Annotated in this window: 17 protein-coding genes and 1 pseudogene; 9 read left to right on the plus strand and 9 right to left on the minus strand. The window is 67.5% G+C overall.

From position 1 onward, the window contains the following. Window positions 1–88: 88 nt before the first annotated feature. Entirely contained in the window at window positions 89–1,243 is a 1,155-nt protein-coding gene (locus tag BMX37_RS15465) for an FAD-dependent monooxygenase (protein WP_093666685.1), read from the minus strand. A 70-nt stretch (window positions 1,244–1,313) separates the two neighbouring features. Next, window positions 1,314–1,580 carry a WGR domain-containing protein gene (locus tag BMX37_RS15470; RefSeq protein WP_093666686.1) on the minus strand — a complete coding sequence of 89 codons (267 nt, stop codon included), beginning with the start codon at window positions 1,578–1,580 and terminating at the stop codon, window positions 1,314–1,316. Between the two features lie 424 nt (window positions 1,581–2,004). Between BMX37_RS15470 and BMX37_RS18905 the strand changes: the two genes are divergently transcribed. After that, window positions 2,005–2,142 carry a hypothetical protein gene (locus BMX37_RS18905; RefSeq protein ID WP_170842013.1) on the plus strand — a complete coding sequence of 46 codons (138 nt, stop codon included), beginning with the start codon at window positions 2,005–2,007 and terminating at the stop codon, window positions 2,140–2,142. Window positions 2,143–2,179: 37 nt separating this feature from the next. Here the strand turns inward: BMX37_RS18905 and BMX37_RS15475 are convergent, their stop codons facing one another. The 4 genes from BMX37_RS15475 to BMX37_RS15490 all read right to left on the minus strand — a co-directional run bounded on the left by BMX37_RS15475 (window position 2,180) and on the right by BMX37_RS15490 (window position 8,234). Then, the gene (locus tag BMX37_RS15475) at window positions 2,180–3,034 is read right to left on the minus strand and encodes a hypothetical protein (RefSeq protein WP_093666687.1); all 855 of its coding nucleotides are present in this window, start codon (window positions 3,032–3,034) and stop codon (window positions 2,180–2,182) included. A 111-nt stretch (window positions 3,035–3,145) separates the two neighbouring features. Then, window positions 3,146–5,902: a TonB-dependent receptor gene (locus BMX37_RS15480; RefSeq protein WP_093666688.1), complete on the minus strand. Its 2,757-nt coding sequence runs from the start codon at window positions 5,900–5,902 to the stop codon at window positions 3,146–3,148. 125 nt (window positions 5,903–6,027) lie between these two features. Continuing rightward, window positions 6,028–7,137: an ABC transporter ATP-binding protein gene (locus BMX37_RS15485; RefSeq protein WP_093666689.1), complete on the minus strand. Its 1,110-nt coding sequence runs from the start codon at window positions 7,135–7,137 to the stop codon at window positions 6,028–6,030. Then, window positions 7,134–8,234, minus strand: a complete 1,101-nt coding sequence (locus BMX37_RS15490) for a LacI family DNA-binding transcriptional regulator (protein ID WP_170842014.1) — start codon at window positions 8,232–8,234, stop codon at window positions 7,134–7,136. Before BMX37_RS15490 ends, BMX37_RS15485 begins: the two co-directional genes overlap by 4 nt. 136 nt (window positions 8,235–8,370) lie before the next feature. Between BMX37_RS15490 and BMX37_RS15495 the strand changes: the two genes are divergently transcribed. From BMX37_RS15495 to BMX37_RS15520, 6 genes are read left to right on the plus strand one after another with little or no spacing between them, the layout of a single operon-like run. Further along, complete coding sequence (locus BMX37_RS15495; protein ID WP_093666691.1) at window positions 8,371–9,738, plus strand: glycoside hydrolase family protein; 1,368 nt, start codon at window positions 8,371–8,373, stop codon at window positions 9,736–9,738. Further along, window positions 9,738–11,033, plus strand: coding sequence for an ABC transporter substrate-binding protein (locus BMX37_RS15500; protein ID WP_093666692.1), 1,296 nt, complete (start codon window positions 9,738–9,740; stop codon window positions 11,031–11,033). Before BMX37_RS15495 ends, BMX37_RS15500 begins: the two co-directional genes overlap by 1 nt. After that, window positions 11,030–11,923, plus strand: a complete 894-nt coding sequence (locus BMX37_RS15505; protein ID WP_093666693.1) for a carbohydrate ABC transporter permease — start codon at window positions 11,030–11,032, stop codon at window positions 11,921–11,923. The genes BMX37_RS15500 and BMX37_RS15505 overlap by 4 nt, the downstream gene beginning before the upstream one ends. A 25-nt stretch (window positions 11,924–11,948) precedes the next feature. Then, the gene (locus tag BMX37_RS15510) at window positions 11,949–12,782 is read left to right on the plus strand and encodes a carbohydrate ABC transporter permease (RefSeq protein ID WP_093666694.1); all 834 of its coding nucleotides are present in this window, start codon (window positions 11,949–11,951) and stop codon (window positions 12,780–12,782) included. A 10-nt stretch (window positions 12,783–12,792) separates the two neighbouring features. Next, on the plus strand, window positions 12,793–13,851 hold the full coding sequence (locus BMX37_RS15515) for a glycoside hydrolase family 130 protein (protein ID WP_212611460.1): 1,059 nt from the start codon (window positions 12,793–12,795) through the stop codon (window positions 13,849–13,851). A 57-nt stretch (window positions 13,852–13,908) separates the two neighbouring features. After that, window positions 13,909–14,955, plus strand: coding sequence for a DUF1861 family protein (locus BMX37_RS15520; RefSeq protein ID WP_093666695.1), 1,047 nt, complete (start codon window positions 13,909–13,911; stop codon window positions 14,953–14,955). 72 nt (window positions 14,956–15,027) lie between these two features. Here BMX37_RS15520 and BMX37_RS15525 read toward each other — a convergent pair. After that, window positions 15,028–16,435, minus strand: a pseudogene (locus BMX37_RS15525) (tryptophan halogenase family protein). Between BMX37_RS15525 and BMX37_RS15530 the strand changes: the two are divergent. Then, window positions 16,365–17,105 (plus strand): tetratricopeptide repeat protein, encoded by a 741-nt coding sequence (locus BMX37_RS15530; protein WP_139198110.1) that lies wholly within the window; start codon window positions 16,365–16,367, stop codon window positions 17,103–17,105. The pseudogene BMX37_RS15525 and the gene BMX37_RS15530 overlap by 71 nt on opposite strands. A gap of 294 nt (window positions 17,106–17,399) precedes the next feature. Here the strand turns inward: BMX37_RS15530 and BMX37_RS15535 are convergent, their stop codons facing one another. Next, window positions 17,400–17,687: a hypothetical protein gene (locus tag BMX37_RS15535; protein ID WP_093666697.1), complete on the minus strand. Its 288-nt coding sequence runs from the start codon at window positions 17,685–17,687 to the stop codon at window positions 17,400–17,402. 957 nt (window positions 17,688–18,644) lie between these two features. Here BMX37_RS15535 and BMX37_RS15540 point away from each other — a divergent pair. Continuing rightward, on the plus strand, window positions 18,645–18,878 hold the full coding sequence (locus BMX37_RS15540) for a hypothetical protein (RefSeq protein ID WP_093666698.1): 234 nt from the start codon (window positions 18,645–18,647) through the stop codon (window positions 18,876–18,878). 988 nt (window positions 18,879–19,866) lie between these two features. On the opposite strand, the gene BMX37_RS15545 is transcribed toward BMX37_RS15540, so the two are convergent. Continuing rightward, window positions 19,867–20,718 carry a metallophosphoesterase gene (locus BMX37_RS15545; RefSeq protein ID WP_093666776.1) on the minus strand — a complete coding sequence of 284 codons (852 nt, stop codon included), beginning with the start codon at window positions 20,716–20,718 and terminating at the stop codon, window positions 19,867–19,869. Window positions 20,719–20,765: the final 47 nt, after the last annotated feature.

Below are 20,765 nucleotides of genomic sequence, written 5' to 3' on the forward strand. Positions count from 1 at the left end.
GCCGCGTTCTCGGTGGGCGGGTCTCCGGGCAGCGGGGGAGCCTGATCGGCACAGGGTCAACCGCGATCGTGTCAGGCGATGACGCGGTTCACCGGCCGCCCTTCTCCACCGGTACCCCGTGGCTCGGATTATCGCGCCGGATGCGCTCGGCCAGAAGTGTCGCGGAGCAGAGCCAGGCGACGAACGGGACCGCCGTCGCGGCTGCCGTCCGGTCCGCCTTGGCGGCGATCGCGACATAGGCCGCTCCGGTCGCGACCATCGCGCCCGATGCGGCCGCGCTCGCTCCCAGAGCCTTCTTGCGAAAGAACAGCTCAGTCCAGCCGCCCACCATCGGGGCGCGAGCTTCGGCACCCCTTGCGCATCCTCCACCATCGGCCGCATCGCCGGTCAGCGCGACGCGCCCGTTGGACCAGCGCTTCATCCGCACCTGGCGCAGCACGTCGAAATAGAAGTCGTCGGTGGTGTCCATCTCCGCCAGCACGCGCGCGGATTGCCAGCCGGCATCGGCGAACGTGTCGCGCAGCCATGCCTTTTGCCGGTCGATGCTCCATTCCTGCTCGCCGCCCGGCCGCTTCTGCACCGACAGCATCGCGCGCGTGGTGCCGTGCCGGTCGGGGCGCAGCGACACGCTGCGGCCACCAACCGCATGGTACCAGCGCCACAGCCGGTCGTCATCGGCGACGCGCGGGATGGTGAAGTAGGCCAGCGACAGGTCCATCCAGCACGGATCGCGTTCGCCCGGAAACACCAGCTCCCGCGTTCTCGACCCGACCCGCTCGGCGACGATCACCGCATCATAGCGTTCCGTTCGGCCGCTGGCGAACGTCACGTCCGCTCCCTCCCCGTCCTGGTCGACGCCTGCGATGCTGTCGTCGTAGCGATAGGTCGCATGGCACGCGGCGGGTTCGTGGAGCAGGCGGGACAGGTCGCCGCGCAGGATCTCCATCTCGGCGGTCGGGCCGTCGCTGCCATGGTCCTGGGTCAGGAACCGTGCGACGATGCGGCCGTCCTCCTCGACCCAGGCGGTGCCCTGCTCGCCGGTGCCCCGGTCCAGCGCGGCCCGTTCCAGCCCCATGCGGCGCAGCACCTCCCGCCCCGGGCCACGCACGTCGATATTCTGGCCGCCGTCGCGGAATGCGGGCGCGCGCTCCACCACCGTCACAGCGAACCCGGCACGGCCCAGCCACCATGCGGCGGTGTTGCCGGCCACGCTGGCCCCGGTAAGCAGCACGGAACGGGACATCGGGCATTCTCCTGCGCCCCGCCCAACGGTGACGCCGGGAAAACGCACCGTGCCCCGTCATCGCCCGCCTTCACCCGGCCGGGACGTAGCCGACTCCGATCCGCCGCCACGCCGTGCCGCGCACGCGCAGCAGCGCGGCGACGTAACGCGCCGCACTCGCCTCGTCCGGAAAGCTCCGCACCAGGCTGCGCCCCGCGGTTCCGATCCGGCCCCAACCTGTTTCCACCACCACCCGCCCGAACAGGTCGCGCATCGCCACCACGCTCCAGCGTCGGCGGATGTTGCGCGCCGCGTCCACCGCGACCAGTTCGATGGGGTGGAAGGGCAGCGTGTCCATGCCCGCGAATCTACCGGGCGGCTCCGGGCATGTCCGACGGATTGTCTTCATCAGAATGCCGGCTGTGATTCAGTGAATGAATCTCCAAACGCGGATCGTCGACGTGTCTACATCCTTGCTTGTCGACATTGATGTTTGGCTTGCCCGCGCCAGATCGACGGTCACCCCAAGGGCCGCTCATCAGCCATGTGACGGGCGCATGACGGTTCGCCGCCCGATCCGCGCCACTTGCCGCTTGGCGCCGGCTCCTATGGTGGCCTCCTGGGTTCAGTACGGCTAACGGAGCACGGCACCAGGGGGCTGGAGCGACAATACGATGTTGAATGGATTATGGCGGAAACCCGCGCGGCTATGGCGCGGGCAGAAGGAGGCCGCGCACGTAGGAACATCGTCCGAACTGGTCAGCGAAGGCTCCCTCGAGGATATGATTCGTGTCGCGGCACAAGCGAGCCCCGCAGAGAAGCCGTTCCTGCTGATCGCATGCGACGCACTGGAGCAGCCGCTCTCATGGCCGCAGTTCGAGACGCTGCGAAAGGCACCGGAGTTCCCGATCGACATCTGATGTGACACATGCCGGCGCTGCGCATGGGCTGTATCGGCTACATGTCCATGTCATATTCTAGATCGATATCCGGCTCTTTGGGCGTCAGCTCCTGTGCCGTCCCCTGCGTCTGCGGTGACGCCTCCCGAACCGGCGGGGTGGTTTCGCGGCCGACCTTGCGCAAGGCTTCGCTCATCGTGGCGAGCAGACCTCTGTCACTCGCCAGCGGATCGTCGCTTAGCGGCAACTCGCCAGTTGCTGGGTCGAAACGCTCCCCTGCCGACACCGTCAGTTCGGGCGCGAGATCGATCGCATGCGGCACGTCGCCCCGGTGCGCCTCGATCGCCTCGGCTAGCGCGACACGGTTGTTCGTATGCAGAGACATGTCCTCACGCGCGCGGGTCTGGAGCACGTAATGCAAGCTCCGGCTGTTGAGCAGCCGGTCGCGGCTGTCCATTACCGTGATCGCGCGATCGACCGTTACCCCTTGAGCGCGGTGCATGTTGAGCACTGCCCCATGTCCCAGCCGCTCTCGCATCAAATCGTCCAGCCCGATGACATGGTCGCGCTCACGGCCGGACAGGTGCAGCGTGCCCCCTTCGATCGCAACCAGCGTCACGGCAGTGCCGTTGGTCATGCCACGTTTGGTATCGCTGGCGGTGAAGATCAGGCGGTCGCCCTCGCGGATCTCGATTTCTCCGGGACGGAGAGCGCAGCCCCCTCGCCCGTTGCGGGTGGCGGGGGGAACCGGCATGCCGCACCTTATCCATGACCGGCCGGCAAGGAAGCGCTTGCCCTCCCCTGCCAGACCCGAACCGAGTGACACGGCGCCGGCCTGGTCCAGTCGGGACAAGCCGATCGCCGGGTCCGCGTTCGACAGCTGATCGCCGCGCGGCGTCAGGCGGTAGCGCACTGATGGCCGGGCTGAACGAGCGCGGCACCGGCGGATGACCCGATCGGATGAGTCCGCATCACGTACCCTGCCCTGCGACGTCCCACCGGTGCCGTTCCGCTAACAGCCCCCTCAGAACGTCGCGCGGACGCCCAGGGCGTAGCGGGGCCCGTAGCTTTCGTAGGTGATCGTGCGTTCCTTGTAGACCGAATACAGGTTGGTCTTTTCGTTGAACAGGTTCAGCCCCTGCGCGAACAGCGTGACGTTGGGGGTCAGCGCATAGTTGATGCTGGCGTCCCAGATGCCATAGGCGGCGACGTCGACCGGCTGGCCGCGATTGCCCTGTTCCGTCTGGCGATAGCTCTGGCGGTAGTTGTAGGCGATGCGCGCCTGGAGCGGCCCCTTTTCGTAGAAGCCGACGACGTTGTAGGTCGTGGCATCGGGTGCGACCAGGCTGAAATTGGCCTGGACGCCCAGCCCATCGAGCGGCGCGGGCAGGCCGTTGAAGGTGTACTGGCCCGACAATTCGATGCCCTTGTACGTGTCGGTGCCGACATTCTCCGGCCGCGTCCGGCGGAAGTCGAGGCCGAGCACCTCGATGGTGCTGGTCACCGATTCCGAGACGTTCTTGATGCTCTTGTAGAAGCCGGCGATGCTGACATAGCTCGACCGGTCGATATACCAGGTCAGCGCCGTGTCGTAATTCCAGGCGGTGATCGGCTGGAGATCGGGGTTGCCGTCGGTGATCGCGCGTTCGCGCGGACGCGGGTTGATGTTGCGGATGAGCAGCAGGTCGCTCAGCGTCGCGCGGGTCAGCGTCTTGGCCACCGCCGCCTGGAACACGACGTTCCGGAACGCGTCGATCTTGACGTTCGCGGTGGGCAGCGCCTGGGCATAGGAGCCCTTCGCGACGATCGGTTGCGGTGCCGACAGGTTGACGATCGGGTCAAGGCCAGGCCCCGGCGTGGTGATGCTCAGGATCTCCTGCCCGAACCCGCGCGATGTCACGTCCGTCTTGGTGAAGCGGATGCCGATATTGGCCGACCAGTTGCGCGAGCCCAGCTCGCCGCCCAAGCTCGCCTGGGCAAATGTGCTGATCGTCTTTTCCTGCGCCGAGCCGCTGTTGCTGGGGATCAGCACGACGCCCAGCCCGCCGCCATTGGCCGCCAGCGCCGCGCGGGTCGCATCCGGGTTCGCGGTTGCGGCGATGGTGGCGTCGGACAGCAGGTAGGCCTGGAGGTCCGCGACCGAATAGGTCGGAAAGCCGCCGGGGAACATGCCGACGCCGAAGAAGTCGTCGGCGTCCGCCGGCTTGCCGAACACGCTCTGGGGATAGGGCACGCCCGAGAACACGCTCTGCAGGGCGTCAGGCGTCTTGTAGGAGAAGCGCTCCTTTTTGCGGTCCACGTAATTCGCACCGGCGGTCAGCGAGCGGAGGATGCCGCCATCGGCCTGGTACTTCACCTGCGTGTTGAGCTGGTAGATCCGGTCGGCGACGCTGACCCCTTCGAAGGTCAGATAGCCGGCGCGCGCGTTGGACGTGTCGAGGATGTCGCCCAGACCGGAATAAACCGGCAGCCCGCGGTCGCTGAGGCTGAAATTCACGCGTGCGGGCGAGTAGCCGGGCTGCGCCAGGTTCGATTCAAACCACGCCTGGTTGCCGCCCGTGTTGTCGGTCGCCTTGGAATAGGACAGGTCGAGCAGCGCCGAGATCTGCGATGTCGGGTGCCAGTCGAGGTTCAGGCCGCCCTCCTTCGTCTTGGCGAGGCGGGGGCGCACCTGGTTGGTGATCGTCGGGCCCGAGGCGATACCGGTATAGCTGGTGATCGTCTTGTTGGCGTCCACGGTCGCGGCCGTGATGTCGCCTGGGCCGCCATAGACGAAGAACACCTTGTTATCGTCGTTCACGTCCAGCTTGGAATACAGGCCGTCCAGCGTCAGCACGATCGTGTCGGTCGGCTTCCATTGCACCGTGGCCAGCCCGGACAGGCGTTTGCGGGTGGTGCTGTTGACGCCATATTCGACATAGGTGGGCAGCGACACGCCGGTGAATTCGGGTGTCCCGTCCTTGTTGAGGTCGAGGTTCTGGTTCGCTTCCCACCCGTCGGTGAAGATGCGCCTCCCCTCGATCTGGCGGTCGATATAGGACACCGCGCCGAGGATGCCGATCGTGCCGTCGGCCAGCTTGGTGCTGAAAAGGCCGGATGCCTGGGGCGACGCCTTGCCGCGCAGCTTGTCGTAATTGGCCTGGCCGGAGGCGACGAACTTGGTGCCGGCAAAGTCGAATGGTCTAGCCGTGTACATGTCGACAGTCGATGCGATGCCGCCATCGATCTGGCTGGCGATCGGGGTCTTCGACACGTCGACGCGGTTGATGAGTTCGGCCGGCAGGATGTCGAAGCTGAATTCGCGGCCCTGGTTCTCGGTCGCGAGGATGCGGCCGTTGTACAGCGCGGTGCTGAACGCCGGACCCAGGCCGCGAACGGTGATGAACTGGCCCTCGCCATTGTCGCGCGAAATGGTGACGCCGGGAACGCGCTGGATCGCTTCGGCGATGTTCTGGTCGGGCAGCTTGCCGATATCGTCGGCGACGATCGAATCGACGATGTTGTCCGCCGACCGTTTGATGTCGACCGCGCGCTTCAGGCTTTCGCGCAGACCGGTGACGACGATGTCGTCCCCACCCCCCTCTTCCGCGATCGGCGTGCCGTTGTCGGTCTGGCCGGCCTTCACTTCGGCCGGCTGGGCGGTGCTGTCCTTGATCTGGCTGTCCTGCGGCTCCGCCTTGCGTTCCTGCGCCGGCGCGGGCGTCGCCGCGGCCAGGATCGTTGCCATCGCCGTCATGCCGACCAGGCGGCCGCCCAAGGGATTCCACGCGATGCGCTTCATGCCTTTTCCTCTCCCTGTTCCTGACCCGTCCGTCTGAGGCGGACTGTGGTCGAGGAGACACGTTTATCGATCAACAAGGATGCGCGCAAGCGGTCGGCACATGACCCATGCCGGTGATCGGGTCGTTACTGCCGGAGGGTCGGGATCGCCTGTCCGGTCGCGTCGAACAGCAGGATGCGCGCGGGATCGGCATGGAGCGTCAGGGTCCCCGGCACGGGGATCGTATGATGGCCGTCCAGCTTTGCCCGGAACTCGCCCGCGCCATTCAACTGCGCGTAGACAAAGGTGGAATGGCCCAGCGCCTCTACCGCCTCCACGTCGAGGGTCAGCGCCATGTCGCCACCATCCGGGCCGGTCTGGCCACGATCGATCCGTACATGTTCTGGCCGGAGTCCGGCGGTCACCCGGTCGCCCACGCCCAGTTCCTCTGCGCACGTCCGGGCGAAGCGGGCACCGCCCGCGACCTCGAACAATGCCTCCCCGCCGCGGCGCTCCACCACCACCGCATCGAGCAGGTTGATGCGCGGGCTGCCGATGAAGCCGGCGGTGAAGATGTTCGCCGGCCGTTCGTACAATTCCAGCGGGGTGCCGACCTGCGAGATGGTGCCGGCGTCCATAACGACCAGCCGGTCGGCCAGCGTCATCGCCTCCACCTGGTCGTGGGTGACGTAGATCATGGTGCTGCCCAGCCGCTTGTGCAGGCGGGCCAGTTCATGACGCATGCGGACGCGCAGGTCGGCGTCGAGGTTGGACAAGGGTTCGTCGAACAGGAAGATCGTCGGATCGCGCACGATGGCACGACCGATCGCGACCCGCTGTCGCTGCCCGCCCGACAGCTGGTTGGGCAGCCGGTCGAGCAGCGTGTCGAGTTCCAGGATCGCGGCCGCCTCGGCGACCTGCTCGGCGATGCGCGCGCGCGGAACACGCATGTTCCTGAGGCCGAAGCTCAGATTCTCCCGCACCGTCATATGGGGATAAAGTGCGTAGGACTGGAACACCATGGCGACGCCTCGCGCCGCGGCGGGGACGTGGGTGACCTCGCGGTCGCCGATTCGGATCGTGCCGGCGGACACCTCCTCCAGCCCCGCGATCATCCGGAGCACGGTGGACTTTCCGCAACCCGACGACCCGACCAAGACGACGAACTCGCCGTCCTCGATCTCCAGGTCGATGCCGCGGATCGTGTCGGTGCCGTCATAGGATTTGCTGAGGCCAGCCAGGACCAACGCCGTCATGCGCCCTGCCCCCCTTCGGCCGGTCCGTCCCAGACCGCCGCACTGGTGTCGCCAATCATCAGCGCGGCCTCGATGGCGACCTTTTGCACCCCTGCGCCTCCCATGGCGCCGTCGCCGCGCAGCAGGATCTCGGCCGCCCGTCGCCCTTTCTCGAACGCGTTCTGTCGCACGGTGGTGAGGCGCAGCGTATCCCCCTGTCGCCCGAACGCGGGCAGCCCGTCGAAGCCGGTGACGGAGATACGGCCGGGCACCGCCAGTCCCGCCGTTCGGCAATGGGCGATCGCGCCATGCGCCAGCCGGTCGGAGAAGCAGACCAGCGCGGTCAACTCCGGCTGCAGCTGCAACAGCCGCTCCGCCGCGCTCTGCCCCCCTTCCTCGCTGTTCATCGTCTCGCAGACGCGGACCCCGGATCGCGCCACCCCGGCCACGTCGAACGCGTCGCGGCACCCGTCGATACGTTCGCGCACCACATAGCTTTCGTCCTCGAAATCGTCGGCCAGCGTCAGGGTGGCCCCCTGCCCCTCCGAATGGGGAAAGGTGACGATCGCGATGTTCCGGTGGCCCAGGTCCAGCAGGTGCGACACCAGCGCGTGCATCATCGCCCGGTCGTTGGTCAGCACGCTGGACAGGTCGGGCGCGTCGAAATCGACCACCACGGTCGGCAGGCCGCGTGCCAGCGCCTGACGGATCGTGGGGTGGCTCTTGTACGGCGCGTTGAGGATGTAGCCGTCGACGATCGCGGTCAGCGTGTCGCGCCGTTCGGGATCGCGGTTCTGGAGCGGGATCAGCACGATGTTCGCGCCCTCCTCCTCGCAGACCGACGAGATGCCGCGCAGAAAGGTGATGTCGTGCGCGTCGGTGAAGGCGTAGCTCAGCTGGTCGTTGAACAGCACCCCGATCGCGCCACAGCGGCCGGTGCGCAGCGACCGTGCCGCGGGATTGGGACCGTCGTAATTGACCGTGCGCGCATAGGCGATGATGCGTTCCCGCAGCTCGCGGGACACCTTGGCCGGGTTGTTGTACGCGTTGGACACGGAGGTGTGCGTCACCCCCAGGTCGGACGCGATCGACTTGAGTGTGGCCCTTTTCGCCCGCACCATCCTCTCCCAATCGGCTGTTTTCCGTGGCCGTCGGTAACGACCTAGCCCGCCAGCTTGACAGGCACAACCAGCCATCTTTAACGTTAAACATAGACCCGGATCACGGGAAAAGGGAGAGGACCATGCGCAGCTGATGGTCGGCGCATCCGAAGCGCATGGCGGCCCCGGCACGCCACGGGAAAGGACGCGCGGGCGATGCGTACGGACCGCCCGTGCGGCGTTGCTTTCCGGCCCTTTGCTGTTCGCCCCCCTGTTGTTCGCCTGCGCCGATCCCACGGTCGGTGCGCGCGCGCGCCTCGCGCCGGTTGCGGACGCAAGCGTAGCGCCCGTCACGCTGCGCCATGTCGATCACCTGTTCGCGGAAGCCGTGGTCGGGGGCGAGCAGGTTGGCGTGCTCAACATCTACAGCGTCGCGCCCGACTATCGTTTCGCGATCGAGCCGAGGGAGGGCTATGCCTGTGTCGACGATGCGGCACGGGCGATGGTGCTGTTGTCCGCGATCCCGCAATCCGAACCTGCGCGGCTGCGCCAGCTCGACCTGCTGACCCGCTTCGTGCTGCGGATGCAGGCGGACAACGGCTATTTCCACAACTTCATCTGGGCGCCCGGCCCCGACTCCCGGGAGTCACGGATCAACCGCGAGTACCGGACGTCGCTCGCCGAACTCAACTGGTGGTCGTTGCGTGCGCTGTGGGGACTGGAGGCGGCGCTAGGACGGTTGCCCGCCGGCCCCACGGCGACCCGCGCCAAGGAGGCGGCCGATCGGCTGGTCGCCAATCTGGTGCGCGACCTGCCGACGGGTGATGGCGCGGTGACCGGCGTGGAGGGCGTGGCGGTGCCGACCTGGCTCCCCTTCGGCTCCGGCGCTGACGCGGGGTCCACCGCGATGCTCGGCCTGCTCGCCCATTACCGGCGCACGGAGGACCCGGCGACCCGTGCCCTTGTCGAGCGGCTGGGCGATGGGCTGGTCCGGATGCAGGCGGGCGATGCGCGGCATTTTCCATACGGCGCGCATCTCAGCTGGCGCAATGGCTGGCACGGCTGGGGCAACGCCCAGGCCTATGCGCTGCTGCGCGCCGGCGCGACGTTCGGGCGGCGCGATTTCACGCAAAGCGCGCTGGCGGAGATCGACGGCTTTTATCCCTATCTGCTCGACCACGGCATGCTGTCGAGCTTCTCGATCCGGGTGGCGGACGGGCGGATCGAGCCGTTCGGGGTGCAGCGCTTTCCCCAGATCGCCTATGGCCTCAGCCCGATGATCCTCGCCGCGACGGAGGCGTACCGGGTCACCGGCCAGACGCGTTACCGCGACACCGCCAGGCGGCTGGCGGGCTGGTTCGGCCGCGACAACGACGCGCGCCGGGCGATCTACGATCCGGTCAGCGGGCGCGTACTCGACGGGATCAACGCCCCATCGTCGGTGAGCGGCGATTCCGGCGCGGAGTCGACGGTCGAGGGACTGCTCGCGCTCACCGCCCTTCATGGAACGCCGCTGCCGTGATGGAGCGTCGCGACCTGTTGCGGCTCGGCGTGGGCGGTGCGGCGCTGCTCGCCGGTTGCGCGCCGCAGAGCCGCGAACGGCGCAGCGACGTCATCCGCCTCTGGGTCGCGCCCAACGATGCGGAGGAAGGGTTCTGGAAGGTCGCGGTGGCGCGCTGGAACGCGCTGCGCCGTGGCCTGCCGGTGACGTTCACCACCATCCCCACCGCCGGCAGTTCGGAGGACACGGTGTTGTCGGCGCTGGTCGCGGGCACGGAGCCGGACCTGTGCACCAATATCTTTTCCGGTTTCGCGGTGCAGCTGGCCGCGTTGAAACAGGTGGTCGACCTGGCCGCCCTGCCCGGCTTCGCGGAGCTGGTCGCGCGGCGTCGCATGGAGGCGATCGTGCCGGGCTGGACGCAGGGCGGTCGCGTCTGTGCGCTGCCCATCTATTCCAGCCCTACCCTGATCTGGTGGCGTGCGGACCTGCTGGAGGCGAACGGCCTGTCGCACCCGCCGCGCACCTATGACGAGGTGTACCAGTTCAGCGCGCGCTACGGCCGCCCCGGCCGGCGTTACGGGATGCAGGTGGTGGCCGGGCGCGACTGGCGCGACCGCTGGTTCGACTTCATCTCCTTCTACTACGCGGTGTCGGGCGGGCTGCCCTATCTGGATGGCGCGCACGCACTGTACGACAACCGGGCGGGTCTGGAGGCAGCGACCTTCATGGATCGCATGTTCCGCCGGGGCTGGACCGCACCCGACTTCGACGCGGAGGAGCCGCTGGTGTCGGGCCTGGCCGCCGGCGCGGTGCGGGGGCCCTGGGATGTGGAGCGGTTCGCGCGCATCTATCCGCAGACGCTGGCGCGGATCGCGGTGGGGCCGATGATCGCGCGCGAAGCGGCGACGGCGAATTCGGGTGGCGGGCCGACATCGACCTTTTCCGACAGCAAGGGCGTGGTGATCTTCCGCAGCAGCCGGGTGACGCGACAGGCGTTCGACTTCCTCGCCTGGGTGCTGGGGGACGAGGCGCTCAATTTGCTCTGGCTGCGCCGTACCGGGTTGTCCCCTGCGCGCAGCGACCTGCTGACCAACCCGCGCTTCGCCGAATATTACCGTACGAACCCGCTGGTCCGCACCTATGCCGAACATGTCGCCAGCGCCCGCCCACCCGCCTTGTCGGAGTACACGATCGACATCCAGAAGATCATGTCGTCCCGACTGGTCGAGCCGCTGATGACCGGGCAGGCGACACCCGCAGACGCGCTGGCCCGCGCGGTCGGCGACACCGACCGCATGCTGGCGGCGCAGGCATGAGGCCCCTGCCCCATCACCGGCGCCGCCTGTCGCGGGAGGCGATCGTCGGGCTGTCGCTCGCCTCCGCCTATCTGGTGTTCGCCGCGATCTTCTGGGCGTATCCATTCTTCTGGCTGGCGCGGCTGTCGGTGACGCAGTGGCGCTTCTTCGACGAACCCGTGTTCACCGGTGCGCGCAATTTCGTCCGCACGATACAGGACCCGCAGTTCCTGGTGTCGCTGTGGAACGTGGTCCGCTTCCTCGCCTTCTACCTGCCCCTCGCCTTTGGCGGTGCGCTGCTGGTCGCATTCGGGCTGCGGCATGTACGCCGGGGCAAGGCGTTCGTGGCGCTGTGTTTCCTGCTGTCCAACGTGTCGTCGGGCGTCGCGCTGTCGCTGGTATTCACCAAGATCTTCAGCTCGACCGGGCCGCTCAACACCCTGATCCACGACTGGACGGGCGCGCGCATCCCGTGGACCAGCCACCCGACGCTGGCGATGCTCGCGATCGCGCTGGTCGTGGCGTGGAAGTTCGTCGGCTATTACGGGCTGATCCTGTATTCGGGCCTGCTGACGATCCCGGCGGAGATCTACGATGCGGCGCGGCTGGACCATGCCGGGCCGCTGACCCGGCTCGCGCGCATCACCCTGCCGATGCTGAACGCGCAGCTGATGATGGTGCTGGTGTTCGCGATCCTGGTGTCGTTCGGGCTGTTCACCGAACCGTTCCTGATCACCGGCGGGGGCCCGTCCGACAGCACGGTGACGCCGCAGATGATGATCTACGAAACCGCGTTCCGCCGGCTCCAGCCCAGCCATGCGGCGACGATGAGCATCATCGTGTCGCTGGTCAGCTACCTGCTGATCGTCCTGGCCCGGCGCCTGTTCGAGAAGAAGGTGACGCTTGCATGAGGAACTGGTGCATGAGGATCGCCGAATGAGGATCGGATCGCGCAGCGTCGGTGGCTGGGCCGCGACGATCGGCATCTACGCGCTGGCGCTGACCTGGCTGTACCCGTTCGCGTGGATGGTCGCGGCGTCGCTGAAACCGACCGCGCAGATCTACAACACCGCCTTGTTCTCTGGCGACTGGACGCTGGACAATTTCCGTTTCCTGTTCGGCGCCGCGGACAAGCTGGACCGGCCGTTCCTCCAGGCGACGGCGATCTCGGCGCTGGTCACGCTGACCGTGACCGCGTCGGTGCTGCTGACATCGGCGTTCATCGCATTCGCGCTGGCACGGTTGCGCTTTCCGGGCGCGAAGCTGTTCGGCGATTTCCTGCTGCTCCAGATGGTCGTCCCGACCGCCATGTTCATCCTGCCGCTGTTCGTGCTGATGAAGCAGCTGGGCCTGCTCAACTCGCTCGGCGCGCTGATCGTGCCGTCGGCCATGTCGGGTTGGGGCATCTACATGATGTCGCAATCGTTCAAGGCGATGCCGGAGGAGTATTTCGACGCCGCCCGGCTCGACCGCGCCAGCCTGTGGCAGACGGTGACGCGGATCGTGGTGCCGCTCAACAAGTCGATCATCGCGATCGTCGCCTTGTTCACCTTCACCGGCACCTGGGACAATTTCCTATGGCCGCTGATCGTGATCTCCGACACCGACCGCATGCCGCTGTCGGTGCTGCTGGCGACGTTCAGCAAGCAATATGGCGGCTATGCCGGCCCGGTGATGGCGGGCGCGGTGCTCCAGACGCTGCCGCTGGTGCTGCTGTTCATCCTGTTCCGCCGCCATTTCCTGCAGGGCATGTCCCTGACCCTGAAGTGAGGAACTCGCCATGCTGAAGCGCTGGCCCGGCAACCCGCTGGTCACACCCGAGGACGTGCGGCCGAGCCGTCCGGACTGGAAGGTCGATGGCACGTTCAACGCGGGCGTGGCGCGGATCGGCGACACGGTGGTGATGCTGCTGCGCGTCGCGGAAAGCGTCGCGGACGCCGCGGCGGGAGAGGTGCGCGTGCCGCTGCTGGAGCCGCACGGCGAGGGCTGGCGCACCACGACGCGGACCTTTCGCACCGATGATCCGGCGCACGACTTTTCCGACCCACGCATGGTGCGGTCGCGGGCGGACCCACGCGAGGTACACCTGACCTCCATGTCGCACCTGCGCGTGGCGCGGAGCGGCAACGGAACCGACTTTGCTGTCGACGACGCGCCGTTGCTGTTTCCCGCCGATCGGTACGAACGCTTTGGCTGCGAGGATGCGCGCCTGACGGTGATCGAGGGGCGTTGCTACATCAACTACACCGCCGTGTCCGACCTGGGGATCGCGACCGCGCTGGCCGTCACCGACGACTTCACGCAGGTCGAGCGGCTGGGGATCATCCATGCGCCCGACAATCGCGACGTCTGCCTGTTCCCGCGCCGCATCGCCGGCAGCTATTGGTGCCTGCATCGCCCCGCGCCGCTGCATCTCGGCGCGCCGGAGATCTGGATCGCGCGGTCGCCGGACCTGATCCACTGGGGCGAGCATCGACACTTGGCCGGCTGCATGGATCGGGCGTGGGAAAGCGCCAAGATCGGCGGGGGCGCGCAGTTGATCGAAACCGAGAAGGGCTGGCTACAGATCTATCACGGCGTCGATGCCGACCAGCGTTACAGCCTGGGCGCGCTGCTGCTCGACCTGGACGATCCGCGCATCGTCCGCGCACGGCTGTCCCGACCGCTGGCAAGCCCTGTGGAGGATTACGAACGGCACGGCTTCTTCCCCGACGTGCTGTTCAGCTGCGGCGCGCTGGTCGAGGGCGGGGAGCTGCGCGTCTATTACGGTGCCGCGGACCGGGTGATGGCGCTGGGCACATGCGCTCTGGCCGACCTCTGGGCGGCGATGGGGGTTTGATCGCTGGCACCGCTGCCACGCCATCAAACACAGCTTCAGGAAAAACGGGAGATCATCATGGATCGCGAGAACATCCCGCGCGTCAAAACGCTGTACGAGGCCTTCGTCGCCGGTGCACCGGCCGCGCCTCCGCCCACCGCCAGGCTGCGGTTCGAGGGCGTGGACGGGCAGGACGTCTACAACATCACCGCGCCGTTCCGTTCGGCGGGTCGCACGGTGATCGCCGGGCGTGTCGAGCCGCGCGACAGCGAGCATTCGACCGCCGTCTTCTTCGAGGAGCGGAACGGCGTCTGGTACCCGATCGAGGGCGCGCCCCGCTTCGCGTTGCAGGACCCGTTCGTGACGCGCATCGGGGGCGAGCTGGTGTTCGGCGGGGTTCGGGTCAGCGAAAACCCGGATGGAGGCGAGGACAGGCTGATCTGGCACACCGTGTTCTTCCGGGGGCGCGACATCTTCGATCTTGCCGAGTTTTTCGCGGGGCCGCTCGGCATGAAGGATATCCGCCTTTGCGAGCTGGCGGACTGTCGCGTCGCGGTCTTCACCCGGCCGCGCGGGGCGAAGGGCGGGCGCGGCACGATCGGCTACACGGAGGTGGCGGACCTGGGCGCGCTGACGGTCGAAGCGATCGAGGACGCGCCGATGCTGGAGGGCATGTTCCACCCGCTCGACTGGGGCGGGGTCAATGAGGCGCATCTGCTCGAAAGCGGAGAGATCGGGCTGATCGCCCATGCCGCCTGGTTCCGCGGCGACATCCTGTACGGCTATCGCCATTATGTCGCGACCGCCTTCGTGTTCGACCCCGCGACGCATGGGTGGCGCGACCACCGCATCATCGCCGCGCGCGGACAATGCGCGCCCGGCGCGGCAAAGCGGCCCGATCTGGCCGACGTCGTCTTCTCGTCCGGGATCGAATGCGTCGGCCCGGTCACGCGGCTCTACGCCGGCACCTCCGACGCGGAAGCGCAGTGGGTGGAGATCCCCTTTCCCTTCGACGTGCCGCTGGCGAAGAGCTTGTCCGCCACCTCGATCGAACCGCTTCACGCCATCCCGCAATCACACAGCCATACGGCCCGTGTCGAAGCGGAGGAAACAAGGGTCGCATAAGGGGAACCGCGTTTGACGTGCCCCGCGTTGGTGGAAGCCCGGCATGGTACGCGGCACCGGACACGCCACCGATCAGTCCGCCGCGGGTATGCGCGCGGCCGCTGCGCGGATCGCCTGGCGCATGGCAGCGAGCTGGCGGCTGTTGTCGGCATCGCCAATGACGTCGAGCAGCGGGTTGTGATCGCGCGCCCGCCCACCTTGCCCGGTCAGAACGGCGAACCAGCTCGCATCGCGGAACATCTCGTCCGTCGTCAGCATCAGGCGGCCGGAGGTGCGGAACTGGTCGATCCTCCACGCCAGCGTGTCGGGGATCGGCATGGCCTGGCAGTATCGCCACAGCGGCTCGGTCCGGCCCTGCGTCCGGTGGTAATGGAGGATGATGAAGTCGCGGACGTCCTCGAACTCGCGCGCTCAGCCGGTTGTACGGCTCCGCCAGCAGGGATGAGGCATCCCCACGCGGGAACAGCGACAACAGGCGCGCGATGCCGCTCTGGATCAGGTGGATGCTGGTCGATCCCAACGGCTTCAGGAATCCGGCCGACAGCCCGATCGCCACGACGTTGCCGACCCAGGCGCGGCGCCGGCGGCCCGGCACGAAGCGGATCAGGCGCGGCTCGGCCAGCGGTTCCTCGCCCAGCGCCGCCAGCAGCCGCTCGCGCGCTGCATCCGGCTGCTCGAAACGGGTCGAGAACACGTAGCCGTTGCCGGTGCGGTGGCGCAGCGGAATGCGCCAGCGCCAGCCGGCCGCGTCGGCGGTCGCCTGTGTGTAGACCGGGCGCCGCTCCATCGCGCGCGTCGGCACCGCCCATGCGGCGTCTGAGGGCGACCAGTGCGACCAGTCGTCGAACCCCGCACCCAGCGTCTGTTCGATGAGCAACCCGCGCAGGCCGGAGCAGTCGATGAACAGGTCGCCGGCAATCGTATCGTCCCGCGCGGTTCGCAGCGCCGTGACATGACCGGTGGCCGCGTTGCGATCGACATGCTCCACTCTGCCCTCGTGCCGGACGACCCCGCGCCTCTCCGCCAGCTCACGCAGGTGTCGGGCATAGCGGGCGGCGTCGAAGTGGAACTAATGGCCCAGCGTCGACAACAGCGATCACGGGTCCGATGCGGGTTTAGCGAACCCGCCCGCGCGCGTGACCTGCGTGGTCAGCGAATACTCCTCGATCGGAGCGGCCTCGCCCGCGTTCCAAGCACGGATCAGCCGGTGCGGGAACATCGTCGTGTCGCCAGGACCGCCATAAGTGCCGACGGGGTGGAAATAGCCGCTCCCCTCCCCCTGCCAGCCGCGAAATTGGATCCCCAGCTTCCAGGTCGCGCCGGTGTCGGCCATGAAGCGCGCCTCGTCCAGGCCGACCAGATTGTTGAACCAGTGAATAGTCAGAATCGTCGCCTCACCGACGCCGACGGTGCCGATCTCCTCGCTTTCGACCAGCGTGATGGTCGTGTCCGCCTTGCCCAGCGCCTCTCCCCGGGACAGCTATGCTCAGGTGGCGGCCGCAAACATGTACCAGGCACTCGGCGACACGGATGGGGCGGCCCGCGCCTATGACCCGGCGCTGGCGATCAAGCCGGAGCCGTGGATCTATCCCAACCGGTTGAACGGTCGCGCAGCGACGGACCATGCCGGCCGCATGACGGACATCGACGCGGCGCTGAAGCTCGACCCGAACTACGTTCCCATGCTGGCTGCCAAGAGTGACGAGTTGGCCAGAGCCGGCGACCTGAAGGGCGCCCGTGCAGCGCTTGACGCGGCGATCGCCACGACGCCCGGCGACCCGATCCTGCTGACGTCGCGTGGAATGGTGCTGACCCGGTCCGGCGACCTGGCGCGCGCCGACAGAGACTTCGCGATCGCCCGCGCCAAGACGAGCGATCCCGGCGCGCTGAACGAAATCTGCTGGACCAAGGCGATGGCCGGCTTGGCGTTGGAAGTCGCGCTGGCCGATTGCAACGCCGCGATCGCGGATTACGACCCTGCACTGGGCAGGGACCCTGACATTGCCAGCTCGCTCTATGGCCGCGGCATCGCCCGTGCGCGCAAGGGCGGACGCCGATGTCGCTGCGGCGCTGAAGCCTTCGCCCGACATCGGCAAGGCGTTCGATGGTTATGGCGTAAAGCGCCAGGCGGAGGCGGCAGAGGAGCGTGACACCACGATGTCGCGACATGTCGACACGCCGACAGGTCGCGTCGCATCATCGGCGGAACCGGGACTTAACTCGCCCTCTGGAAAGCCTCGCCCGTGCCCTCTTTCCAGTAGACTCTTGGAACCGGCGGCAACGGTGCCGATGTTTTGGCTGAGCCGATGCGTGAAGCGGTGCGTTGCGGCCCCTGCCGGCCACGATCCGCATATCGGGGTGTATGCCAATATTCAGGCATGTATGTATGTCGACATGTAGGGGGAGTAAAAGAGAGGCGGATGTGAACACCCGCCCCCCTGCCCTTACTTGGTCTTCACCGTGGTGCTGTGGCTGCCATCGGAGCTGACGGAGCTTTCGCGCACGGTCTTGTGGGTCACCGTCTTGTGGCCGACCTTTACGCCCAGCACCTTCTTCGGGCGGTTGGTTTTGCGCTTGGAGGTGTTGGTGACCTTGGTCGTCGTGGTGGCGACGCCGTCCTTGACCTTGGTGTCGTGGTCGACCTTGGTCTGTTGCGTGGTCTGCGCCATTGCGGGGGCGGAGATCGCAAGGCCAAGCGTGGCGACGGCTGCGGTGATGTGGCGAATCTTCATGATGTGCCTCCTGCAAAGAAACTCCCGGTCCCGTCGTCGAGCGATGGGCTGGCAGGTTCAACCCGCATCAAGCCCTGCGGTTTCATGGCGTGGGCCGCAGAGTGGGGAGGAGGCAGGACTTATCGACATGTCGCTGATCCGCGGCATCCGCCATTTCGACCTGTCGTCGTCATGTCGTTCCGTAGCAGTGTCGACATGACGACGTGTCCGCCCGCCCGCCTCGACGATCCCGCCATTGTCCCGTGCCGACGACACGATCATGCCAGTGCCATGGCGACGTTCCTTTGTCATCGCAGCACGGCCTGTCGTCGAGGTCGCGCTGGCGCCGGTCGAGCCGTCCTTCCGCCGGTAGTCCCCGCACGCTGTCGCCCTGTACTTGCGGTGATGGCACCACGTCCTTTTTCACTGTGTCGACATGACGACACGTCAGCGATCAGATGCGATGGCGTACCGTGCAACGGAAACCTACAGGTCGCAAGGTCATCACTTCGACGTGTCGACATTAGACATGATGGCAGGGCAGCAACGCCGAGGCACCGCATTCGAGGCTAGCCGTTCACCGTACGACGAGGCAGGCAGTTAGCGGATCGCTTTTCGGTTCGCCGGGCCTGATGGTCCCACCCTCGATCAGCCGCAACCGATCACTGCCGTGCCTGCCAACCCACGAGCCGCCTCGCCGTCGAGATCCCGCGTCATTTCCAACGCCACCTGACGCTTGCTCCGCGTTACTGCCGCCGCAAGGCGCGGATGGCGTCGAGACTGTCCCTTCGCGCACGGGGAGCGGAAACGACGGTGTCTTCGGGCAGGCGCGGTGCGTCGACACGCGGCGGGGGATCGTTGGCTGCCACCTCCACATCGCGCGCAGGCGTCGAGGTTGGAGGATTATCCGTGCGAACGGGCGTGAGGCGAGGGGGCTGGTTCGCCGGAATCGCTCCATAGGCAGAAGCGATATCCGAGGTGAAAGGCGAGGGGTTCGACGCAAGTGCCGAGGGAGAAGCGAGCGGCATTGTCGGTATCGCCCGCCTGCCCGGCCGTGCCGATGCGGGGCCGGGCGACGATGGTCGTGCGCGCATGGGCGGGCTGGTGACGGCATTGCCGGCCGTCGCGACCTGTGTCGCGGTGCCGGTGTCCGCCCAGTTTCCCGTTGCCGGACGATCTACCACGACGCTGCCGTCCGGTGCCGTTGGCTGACGAACCGGCGTGACGTCGCTTTGAGGCGGGGAGGGCGCGCGTATCACGGCCGGGGAGGCTTGTCGGCCCTGCGGCTCTCCGTGTTGCTCCACCGGTGCGCGGTGAAGAAGCGTCACCGTCGTCCCCGCCACCAGCACGAGGCCCAGGGAGGCGGCGATGGCCGTTGCCGCTCCGCGTGACACACGCGGCGAGGCGGGTGGATGCGGCGTGGCAGCATCGGCCTGCATCTCGGATGCAGGAGGTGCCGGGTCCGTCGGAGAGGCTGGTGCCTGATAAGGCGCAGGGGAGGCGGCTGCCTGCCGCCACGGGCGCTCGGGCGGAACATATCGCGGAAGGGCGCGCGTCTGGCGTGACGCGCGATCGGTTACGGCCTGTTGCGGTGGGGAAGGGGGTTCCAACCAAGGGTTCGGTGACGCGGTCGGCTGAAGAGGGAGCGCTTCGCGCAGATCCGCGCGATCGGTGTCCGCGTGCGGTTCAGTGAGAGGAGGCGCTTCGGGCCGTGGCAGAATGGCCGGCGGCTCCTGCCAAGGCAGCGGCGATGCGGCCTGTGGTGGTAAAGGCGGATCGACCTGTCGCGGCGGGGCAGGTGGTTCCTGTCGGCGTGGCGGTGACGTGACTTCGTGTGGTGAGGAGGAGGGAACGGCTTGAGATAACGGCTCGACCGGCTCCTGGTGGGGGATCCGATCGGGTTCGGCGGGCCGTGCGGGGGCAGGGGAGGGCTGCAGGGGAGAAGGCGTTGCGGTCCGTTGTGGCTGCGCCGGTTCGGCTTGCGACGGAGGTGGTGCAACCTGCGGTGGAGACGGTTCGGCCTGCGGGAGATGAGTGTCCTGGTGCCTGGGGGGAGCATGTTGCCGAGGCGGAGACGGGGGCGTCGGCCGTGCCTTGGACGCGGAAGCCGTTCGCGCCGGCGCCGCGTCGCCTTCCAGGCCCAGGATGCTGCGCAGGTCGGTATCCAGCCCCGCATCTTCGAAGAACATGCCGGCCGTCATCAGGCTTTCCCCGCAGAAGCCGAAACACGCCGACCCCGTCCGGCCGCGCGGGCCAGTCCCTGCTGGTAATAGGCCTCGAACGCGGCAACGTCGCCCGCCGGTACCGGCTGGGGCGCCGGCGTCGTGTTCAGCGTCCAGGTTTCGCCATTCTCGACACCCAACGCGGTCAGCCGCCCGGTGCGATAGGCGCCGGTGTCGATGCCGATCCGGTTCGGGCGGATCACCGGTCCCGCCTCGTGGATCGAATGGCCGTGCACCACAGTCATCCCATGCGGCTGGTCCGACTTCAGGAAGTCGTCGGTGATCCACAACAGGTCCTCCGCGCTCTGTTTGCGCAGCGGAACGCCGGGACGGATGCCGGCGTGGACGAACAGATGGTTCTCATGCTGGTGGTGGAGGGGCAGGGCGGCCAGCCAGGCCAGCGCCTCGGCCCCGACCGTTTCCGCCGCAATGCGCAGGTTTTCCGGCGTGGCGGGACCATGTGCCACCGACCAGTCCACGCCCCAGCTCAGCAGCGTTTCCCGGCCGCCGAAGCCGAGCCAATGGCCATACACCGTCAGGTTGCCGGTCAGCGCTTCGACCATCATCGCCTCGTGATTGCCCTTCAGCACCACGAAACGATCGGTCGACGCGGTCAGCTGCATGCAGCCGCGCACCATCGCCGCGCTGTCGGGGCCGCGATCGACGATGTCGCCGAGCAGGACGATCCGCGTGGCGACCGGCAGGCGCGCGGCATGGTCGCGCTTCACGATAGTCATCAGCCGGCCGAACAGGTCGAGCCGGCCGTGCACGTCGCCGACCGCATAGACCCGCCCGATCGGCGCGGCGGAGGCGCGGCGGAAGCGGATCATGCGGGCGCCATCCGCGACAGGCCCATCCGCGACAGACGATACCCGCT

It is taken from the genome of Sphingomonas gellani (assembly GCF_900110035.1).
GTDB classification, from domain to species: domain Bacteria; phylum Pseudomonadota; class Alphaproteobacteria; order Sphingomonadales; family Sphingomonadaceae; genus Sphingomonas; species Sphingomonas gellani.

Excerpts from the sequence above, each read along its gene's own strand:
- BMX37_RS15515 (WP_212611460.1), top strand. The coding sequence starts at position 12,793 with ATGCTGAAGCGCTGGCCCGGCAACCCGCTGGTCACACCCGAGGACGTG.
- BMX37_RS15470 (WP_093666686.1), bottom strand. The coding sequence starts at position 1,580 with ATGGACACGCTGCCCTTCCACCCCATCGAACTGGTCGCGGTGGACGCG.
- BMX37_RS15520 (WP_093666695.1), top strand. The coding sequence starts at position 13,909 with ATGGATCGCGAGAACATCCCGCGCGTCAAAACGCTGTACGAGGCCTTC.
- BMX37_RS15505 (WP_093666693.1), top strand. The coding sequence starts at position 11,030 with ATGAGGCCCCTGCCCCATCACCGGCGCCGCCTGTCGCGGGAGGCGATC.
- BMX37_RS18905 (WP_170842013.1), top strand. The coding sequence starts at position 2,005 with ATGATTCGTGTCGCGGCACAAGCGAGCCCCGCAGAGAAGCCGTTCCTG.
- BMX37_RS15495 (WP_093666691.1), top strand. The coding sequence starts at position 8,371 with ATGGTCGGCGCATCCGAAGCGCATGGCGGCCCCGGCACGCCACGGGAA.
- BMX37_RS15545 (WP_093666776.1), bottom strand. The coding sequence starts at position 20,718 with ATGATCCGCTTCCGCCGCGCCTCCGCCGCGCCGATCGGGCGGGTCTAT.
- BMX37_RS15500 (WP_093666692.1), top strand. The coding sequence starts at position 9,738 with ATGGAGCGTCGCGACCTGTTGCGGCTCGGCGTGGGCGGTGCGGCGCTG.
- BMX37_RS15465 (WP_093666685.1), bottom strand. The coding sequence starts at position 1,243 with ATGTCCCGTTCCGTGCTGCTTACCGGGGCCAGCGTGGCCGGCAACACC.
- BMX37_RS15535 (WP_093666697.1), bottom strand. The coding sequence starts at position 17,687 with ATGAAGATTCGCCACATCACCGCAGCCGTCGCCACGCTTGGCCTTGCG.
- BMX37_RS15485 (WP_093666689.1), bottom strand. The coding sequence starts at position 7,137 with ATGACGGCGTTGGTCCTGGCTGGCCTCAGCAAATCCTATGACGGCACC.
- BMX37_RS15480 (WP_093666688.1), bottom strand. The coding sequence starts at position 5,902 with ATGAAGCGCATCGCGTGGAATCCCTTGGGCGGCCGCCTGGTCGGCATG.
- BMX37_RS15510 (WP_093666694.1), top strand. The coding sequence starts at position 11,949 with ATGAGGATCGGATCGCGCAGCGTCGGTGGCTGGGCCGCGACGATCGGC.